The organism is Stenotrophomonas sp. GD03877 (assembly GCF_029840555.1).
Lineage (GTDB): Bacteria > Pseudomonadota > Gammaproteobacteria > Xanthomonadales > Xanthomonadaceae > Stenotrophomonas > Stenotrophomonas geniculata.
Genome location: NZ_JAOCCT010000009.1, coordinates 41,636 through 53,742, shown reverse-complemented (window position 1 = coordinate 53,742; position 12,107 = coordinate 41,636). Strand labels below are relative to the sequence as shown.

The window sequence follows — 12,107 nt, the reverse complement described above, 5'->3', positions numbered from 1 at the left end:
CCGGTGCCTCCATGACGACGCTCGATGTCCCCCGCTACCTGCAACGCCTGCAGCTGGATGCGCCGCCACCGCGGACGCTGGCCGGCCTGACCCTGCTGCAGCAGCGCCACAACGCACTGCTGCCCTTCGAGACCCTCAGCTGCCTGCTGCGCGACGCGGTGCCGATCGACCTGGACAGCGTGCAACGCAAGCTGCTTGACGACCGCCGCGGTGGTTACTGCTTCGAACTCAATGGCGGCCTGCTGGCGCTGCTGCAGGCATTGGGCTTTGATGCGCAGCCGCTGAGTGCGCGCGTGCTGCTGGCAGCCCAGGACGGCGAGCTGACCGCGCGTACCCATCTGCTGCTGCGCGTGCATGTGGATGGGGACGACTGGCTGGTGGATGCCGGATTCGGCAGCCTGACCCCGACCGTACCGCTGCGCCTGCATGATCCGCAGCCGCAGGCCACGCCACATGAACGCTATCTGCTGCAACGCCTGCCCGACGAGGGTGATTTCGTGCTGTCGGCCGAGTCCAACGATGGCTGGCGGGCGATGTATCGGTTCGACCTGCAGGCGCCGGCACCGATCGACAACGTGGTGGGCAACTGGTACGTGTGCACCCATCCCGATTCCAGTTTTCCCGGACAGCTGCGTGCATCACTGACCGGACCGGACTGGCGCCGTACCATCGGCAGCGGCAACTACACCGAGTACCGCCCCGGGCAGGCGCCGGACAAGCGCCCGCTGCATGATGTGGGTGATGTGCGTGACGTGCTGCAGCAGCGCTTCGGCATGCAGCTGCCGGACGACCCGCGACTGGACCCGGCCATCAATGATTGGCTGCAACGCTCGCGCGCCGCGCTCTTGTAGAGCCGAGCCCATGCTCGGCTGAGCTGGAGCGGCTGGGCCAACAGCAGCCGAGCATGGGCTCGGCTCTACAGAATCGCGCGCGCCTGCACCGCGATCCGGTTGCCTTCACTGTCGCGGATCTCGGCCACACGCCAGCCACCCGCATCAGCCGGGCCGAAGCGCAGCTCGGCCCCGGCCTGCAGCGCACGGTCGAGGCTCGCATCCAGGTCATCGACGCCGATGTAGATGCGCGCGCCCTGCTCGGAGGGCCGGTAGTCCGCGCCGTGCACCAGCGCAATGCTGGCACCGGCGGCCTCATCGGAAAACGGCAGATAGGCCATCCGGCAGTCGTGCAGCACGATAGGTTCGTCCACCGCAACCTGCAGCCACCGCTGGTAGAACGTGATGGCACGGTCCAGGTCACTGGCCGGGATTTCCACATGCAGGATCGGGTTCACTGGCACTCCTTGCTCGGTCCACTCAGATGATGCGCAGGGTAATCGCCTTCAGTACTGCACGGGTGCGATCGCGGGTACCCAGCTTGTCGAGTATGGCCGACACGTAGTTCTTCACCGTGCCTTCGGCCAGGAACAGGCTGCGCGCGATCTCCTTGTTGCTGTATCCCCCGGCCAGCAGGCGCAGGATCGCCACTTCGCGTTCCCCGAAGGTATCAGTGGGCGGTGCTTCGTCGTGGAAGCGGTAACGGGCGCGCACCGGCTCGGTGCTGACCGGCAGCAGCAGGGTTTCACCAGCGGCGACGCGCTCGATCGCTTCGCGCAGGTCTGCAGGTGCGGCGTCCTTGAGCAGGAAGCCCTGTGCGCCGGCCTCGCTGGCACGCAGCAGCAGATCACTTTCATCGAAGGTCGTCAGCAGCAGCCACGGCGTGGCATCACCGCGCGCGCGCAGCTGGCGCAATGCCTCGATGCCGTCCATCCCTGGCATGCGGATGTCACTGAGCACCACATCCACGCGCTGGGCGGCCAACGCGTCCAGCAGCGTCTGGCCCTCCTCGGCCTCCAGCACCACGTCCACGCCCAGGCCCTGCAACAGCGCGCGCAGGCCGGCGCGGACCAGCGCCTGGTCATCAGCCAGCGCCACCCGGATCATGGCGGCACTCATGCCGGCAACCATGCGGTCAGGTGCATGCCGCCCTGTGCGGTTCGCGCCAGCTCCAAACGCCCCTGTACGGCCGCCAGGCGCTCGCGCATGCCGGCGATGCCATTGCCCTCGCGGATGCGTTCGGCGCGCTGGCCGTCATCGCGGATATCGATACGCAACTGGGAATCCTCTGCACTGATCGTCAGCCAGACGGTGTCTGCATTGCCGTGGCGGGCGGCGTTGGTCAGGGCTTCCTGCACCAGCCGCAGCACGGTCTCGGCCATCAACGGGTCAGCCACGCGCACCCCGTCGCCGATCTGCAGCTGCAGCTTTGGTCGTGGGAAGGGTGCGGCCAGCGCATGCAGTGCGGTGGCCAGATCGAGGCCGCGATCATCGCGCATCGATTGCACCACCTGGCGGATGTCGGCCAGCAACTCGCCGGACAACCGTTCCACCAGCACCAGTCCCTCGCGGCCGGCCAGTGCTGGGTCAGCGGCCAGGGCGCGCAGGTTGAGCCGCATCGCGGTGAGCTTGTGCCCAGCCACATCGTGCAGTTCACGCGCCAGGCGCAGGCGCTCGGCATCGCGTGCGCTGTCGGCCAGCAGCGCGCGGGTAGCCAGCAGGTCGGCGTTGACCCGGGCCAGGTCATCGCGGGCCAGCGCCGTGCTGCGGGCATAGTGGGCGGTCAGTGCGGCGAAGGCCTGGAAGCCGCCATAGAGCAGCACCACCAGCAGCGGCTGGCTGAAGCCGCTGTGGCGCAGCGCGGCATACACCGCCAGGTTGGCCAGCAGCGCAACGCCCAGCACGAAGCGCGGCGGCCAGTGCTCGGCCAGCTGTGCGACCAGCACCACCAGCAGCACCGGAGCAGTACCAGTACGCGGCTGCAGCGCAACCAGCGCAACCGCCAGCAGCGCCTGCAACACCGCAGCGACGGCGCGCACGCGGGATGGCATCGACGCCCAGCCGTGCACCACGAACAGCAACAGGAACACGGCAAGCAGCAGCAGGCTCAGCCCGGCACCGTTGCGCTGTACAGCGAACGACAGGCCCACCGCCAGCACGGTAACCAGGCCGGCAAGGCTGAGAGGACGCAAGAGATGGCGGAACAGGCTGGGCATGGCCAGATGCTGACCGCCGCACACGCCGGCGGCAATGGGTCCGGCGCAGAAAGTGACTTCTGGCACGTCGAATCGATGACCACTGGCCCTGAACCCCGTGCACCGCCCCACGCAGACTGGCGCCACATCGCCACACACACTTCCGGAGCCACTGCCATGATCCGCACCGCCCTGCTCAGCACCGCCCTGACTGCACTGGCCCTGGCCGGCAGTGCCCACGCCGCCGACCTGGCCGTGACCGTGCACGACGTCCGCGTGCAGACCGGCACCCTGCGCGTTGCGCTGGTCGACAGCGCTGCCGCCTGGGACGGCAAGGCCAAGCCCGTGCAGGCCCAGCAGGCGGCGCCCAGCGGCGACAGCGCCCACTTCACGTTCAAGGGTATACCGGCCGGCAACTACGCCGTGCTGCTCACCCACGACGAGAACGACAACGGCAAGCTCGACACCAACCTGGTCGGCATGCCGGTGGAAGGCTACGGCTTCAGCAACAACCCGCAGGTGATGCGCAAGCCGACCTTCGACGAGGCGCGCGTCGACGTGCCGGCCGCTGGCACCGCCATCGACATCACCCTGCGCTGATTCCGCATCCAGACCCGAGGCCACCATGGACCGTCGCCGCTTCCTTCGTACCCTGCTCAGCAGCAGTGCCTGCCTGGCCCTGGGCGCCACTGCGCTGCGCAGCGCTCCCGCCTTCGCCGGCGACCCGGCGCGGTTCGCGCAGGGTATGCAGGAACACCCCTGGCTGCTCGGCTGGCGCAGCGTCGGCAGTGAAAGCCTCGGCCCGGCCACCGTGCAGCTGCACGGAAAGCTGCCGTCAAGCCTGGCCGGTACGTTGTACCGCAACGGCCCGGCGTGGACCGAGCGCGATGGCTTCCGCTACGACCACTGGTTCGACGGCGACGGCATGGTGCATGGCTGGCGCTTCAATGGTGATGGCAGCCTGACCCATCACGGGCGCATGGTCGCCACGCCGAAATTCACCCGTGAACAGAAGGTCGGCCGCTTCCAGTATCCGGCTGCCGGCACCAGCGTTCCCGGTGCGCTGACGGTACGCAACAACGATGATGCCAACGTGGCCAACACCTCGGTGACGTTGATCAATGGCCGCCTGTTCGCGCTGTGCGAATCCGGTTCTGCGTTCGAAGTGGACCCCGATTCGCTGCAGACACTTGGTCCTGTCACCTGGCGTCCGGACCTCGCCGCACTACCATTCTCGGCGCACCCGCTGACCGACCGCGACGGCAGCCTCTGGAACTTCGGCTCGATCAGCCTGATGGGGGGCCATGGCCTGCTGGTCTGGCACATCGGTGCGGACGGCCAGCTGCGCAGCGCCAATGTGATCGAAACACCCGAGCATGGCTACCTGCATGCCTTCGCAATGACCGACCAGCACCTGGTGTTCGTGATGATGCCGTTCGATTTCACCGGCGCAGGTGGCAGCTTCTTCGAGCGCATGCAGTTCGCACCGCAGCGTCCTGTGCGTATCGCGGTGGTCGCCAAGGATGCACCGGACAAGGCGCAATGGTTCGAGGCGCCGTTCGCGGCGATCTATCACTTCGGCGACGCGTTCACCCGCGATGGCGGCATCGTGCTGCGCGCAGTACGCCATGACGACATCAACGAGGCGCGCTCGCCGATGAAGGAAGCGATGGCCGGTGACGGTGCACACGCGGCCAACAGTGGCGCCAGCCTGGTCGAGCTGCATCTGGACCTGCGTCGTGGACAGACCCGCTGGGAGACGTTGGGCATCAGCGCGGTGGAGTTCCCATTGTTCGACCCGCGCTCGACGAACACACGTGGCGCGCGGCTGTATGCGCCGACCATCGACGGCCCGGCCAGCGCACCGTACTTCAACGCCGTGGCCGCGTTCGACATCGATCGCGGGCGCCGCCAGTTGTGGAACTACGGGCCGGATATCATGGCCGAAGAGCATGTGTTCGTACCGCGTCCGGGCAGCCGCGACGCTGACGATGGCTGGCTGATCGGCACCCTGCTCGATCCGGTGAACAAGCGCAGCGGCCTGGCGGTGCTGGATGCGCGCCATGTGGATGACGGCCCGCTGGCACAGGCCTGGCTGCCGTATGCGGTGCCACTGGGCTTCCACGGCACCTTCGCCGCGCACGGCTGAGTCCACGCCACGCGGACACCGTTGTTGGCATGCTGGTTCTCCCCTGCCCCGTGGAGTCCTGCATGTCCTTGGCCGACCATCGAAGTACGCTGGCACCGCACGGTTTCCTGCGCGTGGCGATCAACCTGGGCAACCCGGTGCTGGCACAGGGCGATGCGCGCTCACCGCGCGGCCCCTCGCTGGAACTGGCTACCGCATTGGCGCAACGGATGGGGGTGCAGGCACGCTTCACCTGCCACGATGCCGCAGCCTCCGTGGTCGCCGCAGCGGGCGAAGACGGCTGGGACCTGGCTTTCCTGGCCATCGATCCGGCACGCACCGACCGCATCGCCTTCAGTGCCCCGTACGTGGAGATCGAAGGCACCTATCTGGTTCGCGAGGACAGCCCTGCGCAGCAGGTGGCCGACCTCGACCGCGAAGGGATGCGCATCACGGTGGGGCGTGGCGCGGCCTATGACCTGTTCCTGAGCCGTGAACTGCGCAACGCCACGATCGAGCGGGCGGAGACCTCGGCGGCGGCCATCACCCTGTTCGATCAGCAGCGTCTGGATGCCGCCGCCGGCGTGCGCCAGCCGCTGGTGGCCTGGGCACAGGCGCATCCCGGCCATCGCGTGCTGGCCGACCGTTTCACCGCGATCCAGCAGGCGGTGGCGGCGCCGGCCTCACGCCCGGCCGGCGCGCTGCAGGCGTTGCTCGAGGCAGTGGAGGCGATCAAGGCAGGCCCGTTGCTGGAGGAAGCGTTCGCCCGTGCCGGGCAGGCGGTCACGCTGGTGCGGTGACTGTAGACGCGAGATCGAGCACCGCGCGACGCTACAGATGCGCGTCTGCCATGTGCCGCACGTGCTCGGCGGCCTGCGCATGCAGCCAGTCGCGGAAGGCGAGGAAGCCACGATGGCTAGCCGAGCGCTGCGGGTACACCAGCCAATGCGGCCAGTCGGTCTTCAGGCGCTGGCTGGACAGCGCGACCAACTGGCCCGAATCCAGCAGCAGCCGCGCCCGCGTCACCCGCCCGAGGGCCACGCCCACGCCATCCAGAGCGGCGCGATGGTGCGCCTCCGAATCATCCAGCACCGCCACGAAGCGCGACGGTGGCCTCTGCCCGCTCAACGCGAACCAGGCGCCCCATGCCCCGTCCGGATCACCCAGCAGCGGCCACTGGGTCAACGGCACGCGGTCGACGCCTCCCATGCGTTCGATCAGCGCCGGGCTGGCCATTGGCAGCAGCCACTCGTCGAACAGCGGCTCCACCACCAGGCCCGGCCACTGCCCGCTGCCCAGCCGCAGCGCGGCGTCGAACTGGCGCTGCCGCTCGAAATCAATCAGGCGTTCACTCGACTGCAGGTTGATCTCGATCTGCGGGTGCGCGGCGACGAAATGCCCCAACCGCGGCACTAACCAGGCCGAAGCCATCGACGGCACCGCGCTGATCGTCAGCACGTGCTCGGCGCGCGCGGCATAGGGTTGGAAGGCTTCGTTGATCGCATCCAGATGCGGACCCACCTGATCGAGCAGGCGCTGGCCCTCAAGGGTGAGGGTGACGCCACGCGGTTGGCGGATCAGCAACGGCTGCCCGAGCCGTTCTTCCAGCTGCCGCATCTGGTGGCTGAGCGCGCTGACGGTCAGGTTCATCGACGCCGCCGCGCGCGACAGGTTGCCGAGCCGGGCGGCGGCCACGAAGCCTTGCAGGGCATGGAGCGGTGGGCGGGACATCAGGCTTGAATTCCTCTCAAGACACGCTTGCGGAAATGTCGCTTTTTGCCCGTCCATGCTGCCCGTATCGTGCAATCTACTCAAGTGGAGGCACGCTCATGAACATCTTCGGCGGCTTGTTGTTCCTGCAGGGCCACGTGGCCAGCACCGAGCTGGCACGCCAGCTGGCCAGCCCTTCCACACCTGCCCCGCAGTGCGGGCAGCAACCGGCTGCGCCAGTTCAGCCGCCGAGAACCCGTTGAACGCTCCTCACCCTGCATACCAGCGTTGGACGTGTTCAGGCAGCCACGGGATCGGATCGATATCCAATGCCCGACAACCGTCGAGGGTGTCACGCAGCGCACGCTCGCCGGGGCCACTGGGCAGCCGCAGGCCTTCCTCCTCCGGAAGTTGCACCGCAGCCCAGTCGTGCAGCTGGTCCATGCGCAGGCACAGGGCGGCCCGCAGCCACGCCTTCAGTGGATAGCAGCGATAGCCTTGTTCGCCCAACGCGATAATTGCACGCGACAAGGCCTGGTTGGCACCACGTACCCATTCGGTGCGACCTCCAGCCTTGTCCTGGACCGTCATCGGCGCCGGCGCGCGGTGCGCCTTGAACGGCGAACGCAGCTGCAGCTCCAGATCTCGCGCATCGCGCTCGCTTTCCGCTTCCACCAGTGCACCGGCGTCGAGGTCGAAGAACTCGAACCAACGCCGGTGCAATGCGCTGATGCGTCCGAGCGGATCACGTGAGAAACCGATCTTCGCGTAGTCTTCCCACGCACAGGGGAAGACGTAGGCGAAGACACGACCGTCGATGCGGATATCCGACTGCATGTGCGCAGGCTGCCTCGACAACAGCCCGGGTGCAACCGGGCGTTACCGTGGACGCTGCAGCGCCTCCTGCACCGCCGCAGCCACGTCGGTGTTGTCGATGTAACTGCCGTCGTTCCAGTGCACGTGCTGACGGTAGCCGGCATCAACACCGCGCACGCGCTGGCCCAGCAGCTCCGACCCCGCACCCTTGGCCCACAACGGCACCAGTGCATTGGAATGGTTGCCGGTGGGACGGAAACTGATCCCGGGCATGCGGCCGCGGCCGTTGTTGCGCACCGGCGCGAAGGCAACGTTCTGCGCATCCGGGCCCATCGGCATGCTGTTGTCGTGGTCGGTGGTGACGATCAACAGGTTGCGCTTCCAGCCACCGTTACGCTCGATCCAGTCGACCACCGCCGTCACCGCGTCATTGAACTCCACGGTCTCTTCGATCAACCGGCCATACTGCGGCTGATCGCTGCACTGGCCGTAATGCCATTCGGTGCCGCAGGCGCTGGTATGCGCGGCCCAGTCGGTGGCGCCGCCTTCCACCATCAGGAACAGCCCCTTGGACGAGCGCTGCTGCAGGAACTGCAGCGCGCCGCGGGTCATGGTCGCAAGATCCGGCACGGTGTCGATCTTCCTCACACCGGAAGCCGTGGCCGCATCCTTGCCCAGCACCTGCAGTTGGCGCGCCTGCTGCAGTGTGTTGGCCACGCGCGGTACACCGATCAGCGGTCTGTCGGCCGGCAACCGTCCCTGCGCCAGTGCGGCGAACGCTTCCTTGCTGCGGATCAGGCGCCACGGTCCCGCCGGATTGCCGGCAATGGTGCTGCCCGCTTCCAGCTGCTGCCAATCCTGCTGCGACACCCACTCCCATGGATTCGCGCAGCCCTCTGCCTTTGCGGCGTCCGTGCCTTCGTTGCAGGCGCGGCCGTCGACGCTGTAGCCCGGGCCTCCGGTGCCCATGACCAGGTCCAGGTGGCCCTGCGCCAGCATCTGGTGCGCAATGGCGTGATAGCTGTTGCGCGATTCGTTCTGCGCCGCGAATGCTGCGGGTGTGGCGTGCGCGAACGGTACCGAAGTCACTACACCGGTCGCCATGCCCAGGCGCTTGGCGCGCAGCGTATTGAACTCGACCGGCTGGCCATCGTTGTTGTAGTTGATGGCGTTGTTGTAGGTCTTGATGCCCGAGGACAACGCGGTGCCCGCCGCCGCACTGTCGGTAGCCACCGCGGCCAGGTACTGGTAGCCGGCAAACGGCAGGTCCTGCGCAGGAACCGGCGTGTCATCCCAGGCCTTGCCCGGGTCGTAGCCAAGCGTCTGTGCGTTGTCGCGGGTCGGCTGGCTGCTGGCATTCAACGGGAAGGTGGTTACCGCCAGGCGCAGCGGGAAATCCGCATAGGGTGCGCCTTCGCGGCGGCCATACTGCCAGTAGGCCGCCGCGTCCCAGGTACCCCAGCCGGCACCGTCGTTGATCATCACGATCACATTGAGCGGACCGGCTTCGGCGGAGGAAACAGCCTCGGTGCGCAGATTGGACTGGCAGCCGCCAAGTGCGGCCAGCGCGAGCAGCAACGAAGAATGAAGCCAGCGGCGTGGAATGCGTGCAGTCATCGGATGTCCCGTCGGGCCATCGGCGGCCCACATTGACGATACGTTATATCGTTGCAATATTTCAGCTTCGTGCAGCCGCCGCACACTATCCTCCAGAGTCCCCACTGCCATCGTCGTTTCCATGCCGTCTCCTGCTCCTGCGCGTGCACCGCTGTCGTCCATCACCCTCGATGCGGCAACCTTCGCAGTGATTCACCAGCACAACGCGGACATCGCCAGGCAACCGGCCTCGCTGACCAAGCTGATGACCGCCTACGCGGCTTACGAATGTGTCGAGGAGCGCGGGCGCTCGTGGGGCGACGAAGTCACCATCGCCGCCGACGACGTGCATGCGGTCGCCGACGATGAAACGCGCATGGGCCTGGTACCCGGCGAAACGGTCACCCTCGCGCGCCTGCTGGAAGGCTTGATGATCGTCTCCGGCAATGACGCGGCGCTGGCGGTCGCGCGCCACCTGGACGGATCGCAGCCTGCGTTCCTGGAGCGCATGAACCGGCACGCACGCCAGCTCGGCCTGCGCAGCACCTGGTTCGCCAGCGTCTCCGGCATCACCACGCCGCACCATGCGTCCAGCGCGCGCGACATGGCGGTGCTGGCCGCGTGCCTGTTGAACGATCATCCGCAGATCCTGGCGGTCACCGCGCAGCGCGCGTTCGCGCACGGCAGCTTCAGCCGCAACAACCAGAACGCCCTGCTTGGCGATGACGGCGTGGATGGCTTGAAGACCGGCTACACCCAGGCCGCAGGCTTCTGCCTGGCCGCCACCGCATGCCGGGTGGTACACGGGCGGGACGAGCCGATACGCCTGATCACCGTGGTATTGGGTTCTGAGAACCGCGACGCGCGCGACGCATGGGTGCGCGATCAGCTGGCGGCAGGATTCGCCACGCTGGCCGGCAGTACCGCCGGGGCCTGACCTTCGAAGCGGCTCAGCGACGCTTGACCGTCGCCACGATCAGCCGCTGCAGCTCGGCCTCGGCGTCGGTCTTGTCCAGCGCGCCCGCGGCCACACCCTCGGACAGGGTTTCAGCCGCACCCAGGATCGCCCAGCGTCCCGCCAGCGGCACCGAGCCGTCGCTGGCGAACGGGCCCAGCCAGGCGTCGCAGTTGTCGATGAAGTCCTGCTGGTAACGCCGCCGCACCTCGTGCAGTTCCGGCGCACCCACCAGCGCGGCGAGGATGCCCTGCACTTCACTGCCCTGGCTGAGGATGCAGTCGATGTAGCCGGAGGCGATGGCTGCCGCACGGTCGGCCAGCTGCGCCCGGGCGCGGCCGATACGCTCGTGGAAGACCACCGTCTGCCGCCCGTCATAGTCATCGTAGAGCGCGGCCAGCAGGCCGTTGCGGGTCACGAAGTGATCGTAGGCCACCGGCTTGGTCACGCCCGCCGCCTCGGCCAGCCGTCCCAGCGTCAACGCGTCGGTGCCTTCTTCGCCAACCAGCGCCCAGGCCACATCCAGCAACTGGCGGGCGCGTTGCTCGCGGGTCAATCGGCGGCGCGTGGGAGCGGCGTTGGCAGGCATCGGCGGAACAGGGTGATCAACTCATCGGAGTACCGATTTTACGGCCGATTTCCACGGCGGTCTGCAGATGCGCCTGCGCGGCACCGCTGTCGGCGTCGAGCAGCAGTTCGGACGACAGCACGCGCGCGCCACAGTAGTCGAAGATGCCCATGTCGATCTGGGTCTTCATCGCCGTGCCATAGCCGCGCCGTTCAATCATTTCCGCGCCCGCACCGCCAACGCCGACCAGATGCACGCGCAGGCGCTGCAGCTTCTTCTGCACCTTGCCATCGGCGCCGTCCTGGTACGCCCAGCCCTGGGTGAACACGCGATCGATCCATCCCTTCAGCAAGGCAGGGAACGACCACCAGTACAGCGGGTAGACCAGCACCAGCGTATCGATGGCATCCAGCCGCGCATGCTCGGCCGCCACATCGGACGGAACCGGGCCGGTCCCGCGGAACAGGGCCTGGTCCTCGCGGTTGAAGCGCGGATCGAAGCCTTCGGCGACGAGGTCTGCGTGGGTTACGGTGTTGCCGGCGGTGGCCCTGATGGCGTCGCCGATGCGCTGGGCGATGGCATGGGTGAGCGATCCGGTTTCCGGGTGGGTGGTGACGATGAGACTGTGCATGGGTGAATCTCCAGGAATCATTAACTACCAATGGTAAGTAATGATTCCCGGATCACCAGCGCCACCGATGGGACGCTGTTTTTGCGTTCACCGTATAGTGCGCCGCATCCCGTGGAGGTCCCCGACGATGCACCGACGCCTGCTTGCTCCCCTGCTGTTCCTGCTGCTGGCCACGATGGCGCCGACGGCCGTGGCCGGCGAGCTCACCCCATCCGAATCGGCCGCCCTGCGCCAGGACGTGCAGGGGATGCTGGCCGCGTTCGCGCGCGGCGATGCCGAGCTGATCATCGCCCGCACGCATCCCAGCCTGAAACGCCTGGCCGGCGGTGATGAGGTCTACGCCCGATCGACCCGCGACACGGTCAAGGCGTTGCACGAGGCCGGCGTCACCATCATCAGCGACGAAGCTGGGGTACCGACCCGTACCTATGCCGCCGGCGACGAGGAGGTCTGCTTCGTCCCGCGCTACTCGTTGCTGCGCGTACGTGAATCCCCGATCCGCAGCACCTCGTTCATGGTCGCCGTGCGCCGCGTCGGCGGCGCGCAATGGAGCTATCTGGATGGCGCCGGGTTGCTCGACAACCCTGAGCTGCTCTGGCAGCTGCTGCCAGCGCTGGAGCCTGGCGTGACGCTGCCCAAGGGTGGAGTGGAAACGCTGTAGCGCGATTGCTGGGCGTC

General features: G+C 67.5%; 15 protein-coding genes. 7 read left to right on the top strand and 8 right to left on the bottom strand.

From position 1 onward, the window contains the following. Positions 1–11 precede the first annotated feature (11 nt). Positions 12–851, top strand: coding sequence for an arylamine N-acetyltransferase (locus N5D20_RS09090; protein ID WP_049436860.1), 840 nt, complete (start codon positions 12–14; stop codon positions 849–851). A gap of 65 nt (positions 852–916) precedes the next feature. Here the strand turns inward: N5D20_RS09090 and N5D20_RS09085 are convergent, their stop codons facing one another. From N5D20_RS09085 to N5D20_RS09075, 3 genes are read right to left on the bottom strand one after another with little or no spacing between them, the layout of a single operon-like run. Continuing rightward, a complete protein-coding gene (locus N5D20_RS09085; protein ID WP_197579649.1) occupies positions 917–1,288 on the bottom strand; it encodes a VOC family protein in 372 nt (123 codons plus the stop codon). Between the two features lie 22 nt (positions 1,289–1,310). Further along, the gene (locus tag N5D20_RS09080) at positions 1,311–1,949 is read right to left on the bottom strand and encodes a response regulator transcription factor (RefSeq protein ID WP_197579651.1); all 639 of its coding nucleotides are present in this window, start codon (positions 1,947–1,949) and stop codon (positions 1,311–1,313) included. Further along, positions 1,946–3,046, bottom strand: coding sequence for a histidine kinase (locus N5D20_RS09075; RefSeq protein ID WP_279914303.1), 1,101 nt, complete (start codon positions 3,044–3,046; stop codon positions 1,946–1,948). The genes N5D20_RS09080 and N5D20_RS09075 overlap by 4 nt, the downstream gene beginning before the upstream one ends. 156 nt (positions 3,047–3,202) lie before the next feature. Here N5D20_RS09075 and N5D20_RS09070 point away from each other — a divergent pair, with 156 nt between their 5' ends. The 3 genes from N5D20_RS09070 (at position 3,203) to N5D20_RS09060 (ending at position 5,953) form a co-directional block, all read left to right on the top strand. Further along, positions 3,203–3,625: a DUF2141 domain-containing protein gene (locus N5D20_RS09070; protein WP_197579655.1), complete on the top strand. Its 423-nt coding sequence runs from the start codon at positions 3,203–3,205 to the stop codon at positions 3,623–3,625. A 25-nt stretch (positions 3,626–3,650) separates the two neighbouring features. Beyond that, positions 3,651–5,174 carry a carotenoid oxygenase family protein gene (locus N5D20_RS09065; RefSeq protein WP_197579657.1) on the top strand — a complete coding sequence of 508 codons (1,524 nt, stop codon included), beginning with the start codon at positions 3,651–3,653 and terminating at the stop codon, positions 5,172–5,174. Between the two features lie 62 nt (positions 5,175–5,236). Further along, positions 5,237–5,953 (top strand): ABC transporter substrate-binding protein, encoded by a 717-nt coding sequence (locus N5D20_RS09060; protein ID WP_197579659.1) that lies wholly within the window; start codon positions 5,237–5,239, stop codon positions 5,951–5,953. Positions 5,954–5,984: 31 nt separating this feature from the next. On the opposite strand, the gene N5D20_RS09055 is transcribed toward N5D20_RS09060, so the two are convergent. Beyond that, complete coding sequence (locus tag N5D20_RS09055; protein ID WP_043397447.1) at positions 5,985–6,884, bottom strand: LysR substrate-binding domain-containing protein; 900 nt, start codon at positions 6,882–6,884, stop codon at positions 5,985–5,987. A 98-nt stretch (positions 6,885–6,982) separates the two neighbouring features. Between N5D20_RS09055 and N5D20_RS09050 the strand changes: the two genes are divergently transcribed. Beyond that, positions 6,983–7,126 (top strand): hypothetical protein, encoded by a 144-nt coding sequence (locus N5D20_RS09050; protein WP_197579661.1) that lies wholly within the window; start codon positions 6,983–6,985, stop codon positions 7,124–7,126. A gap of 7 nt (positions 7,127–7,133) precedes the next feature. Here the strand turns inward: N5D20_RS09050 and N5D20_RS09045 are convergent, their stop codons facing one another. Continuing rightward, complete coding sequence (locus tag N5D20_RS09045) at positions 7,134–7,700, bottom strand: GIY-YIG nuclease family protein (protein ID WP_126560184.1); 567 nt, start codon at positions 7,698–7,700, stop codon at positions 7,134–7,136. A gap of 42 nt (positions 7,701–7,742) precedes the next feature. Beyond that, entirely contained in the window at positions 7,743–9,296 is a 1,554-nt protein-coding gene (locus N5D20_RS09040; RefSeq protein ID WP_197579663.1) for an alkaline phosphatase, read from the bottom strand. Between the two features lie 121 nt (positions 9,297–9,417). Between N5D20_RS09040 and N5D20_RS09035 the strand changes: the two genes are divergently transcribed. Then, a complete protein-coding gene (locus N5D20_RS09035) occupies positions 9,418–10,212 on the top strand; it encodes a D-alanyl-D-alanine carboxypeptidase family protein (protein WP_197579665.1) in 795 nt (264 codons plus the stop codon). Between the two features lie 13 nt (positions 10,213–10,225). Here the strand turns inward: N5D20_RS09035 and N5D20_RS09030 are convergent, their stop codons facing one another. Together N5D20_RS09030 and N5D20_RS09025 are read right to left on the bottom strand one after the other, a co-directional pair. Further along, on the bottom strand, positions 10,226–10,819 hold the full coding sequence (locus N5D20_RS09030) for a TetR/AcrR family transcriptional regulator (RefSeq protein ID WP_029379726.1): 594 nt from the start codon (positions 10,817–10,819) through the stop codon (positions 10,226–10,228). Positions 10,820–10,835: 16 nt separating this feature from the next. Next, a complete protein-coding gene (locus N5D20_RS09025) occupies positions 10,836–11,429 on the bottom strand; it encodes an NAD(P)H-dependent oxidoreductase (protein WP_197579667.1) in 594 nt (197 codons plus the stop codon). Positions 11,430–11,556: 127 nt separating this feature from the next. Between N5D20_RS09025 and N5D20_RS09020 the strand changes: the two genes are divergently transcribed. Continuing rightward, on the top strand, positions 11,557–12,090 hold the full coding sequence (locus tag N5D20_RS09020; protein ID WP_197579669.1) for a hypothetical protein: 534 nt from the start codon (positions 11,557–11,559) through the stop codon (positions 12,088–12,090). Positions 12,091–12,107: the final 17 nt, after the last annotated feature.

Bases quoted from the DNA above. Each gene is read 5' to 3' on its own strand.
- N5D20_RS09090 (WP_049436860.1), top strand. From the start codon at position 12: ATGACGACGCTCGATGTCCCCCGCTACCTGCAACGCCTGCAGCTGGAT.
- N5D20_RS09080 (WP_197579651.1), bottom strand. From the start codon at position 1,949: ATGAGTGCCGCCATGATCCGGGTGGCGCTGGCTGATGACCAGGCGCTG.
- N5D20_RS09075 (WP_279914303.1), bottom strand. From the start codon at position 3,046: ATGCCCAGCCTGTTCCGCCATCTCTTGCGTCCTCTCAGCCTTGCCGGC.
- N5D20_RS09070 (WP_197579655.1), top strand. From the start codon at position 3,203: ATGATCCGCACCGCCCTGCTCAGCACCGCCCTGACTGCACTGGCCCTG.
- N5D20_RS09065 (WP_197579657.1), top strand. From the start codon at position 3,651: ATGGACCGTCGCCGCTTCCTTCGTACCCTGCTCAGCAGCAGTGCCTGC.
- N5D20_RS09060 (WP_197579659.1), top strand. From the start codon at position 5,237: ATGTCCTTGGCCGACCATCGAAGTACGCTGGCACCGCACGGTTTCCTG.
- N5D20_RS09055 (WP_043397447.1), bottom strand. From the start codon at position 6,884: ATGTCCCGCCCACCGCTCCATGCCCTGCAAGGCTTCGTGGCCGCCGCC.
- N5D20_RS09050 (WP_197579661.1), top strand. From the start codon at position 6,983: ATGAACATCTTCGGCGGCTTGTTGTTCCTGCAGGGCCACGTGGCCAGC.
- N5D20_RS09045 (WP_126560184.1), bottom strand. From the start codon at position 7,700: ATGCAGTCGGATATCCGCATCGACGGTCGTGTCTTCGCCTACGTCTTC.
- N5D20_RS09040 (WP_197579663.1), bottom strand. From the start codon at position 9,296: ATGACTGCACGCATTCCACGCCGCTGGCTTCATTCTTCGTTGCTGCTC.
- N5D20_RS09035 (WP_197579665.1), top strand. From the start codon at position 9,418: ATGCCGTCTCCTGCTCCTGCGCGTGCACCGCTGTCGTCCATCACCCTC.
- N5D20_RS09030 (WP_029379726.1), bottom strand. From the start codon at position 10,819: ATGCCTGCCAACGCCGCTCCCACGCGCCGCCGATTGACCCGCGAGCAA.
- N5D20_RS09025 (WP_197579667.1), bottom strand. From the start codon at position 11,429: ATGCACAGTCTCATCGTCACCACCCACCCGGAAACCGGATCGCTCACC.
- N5D20_RS09020 (WP_197579669.1), top strand. From the start codon at position 11,557: ATGCACCGACGCCTGCTTGCTCCCCTGCTGTTCCTGCTGCTGGCCACG.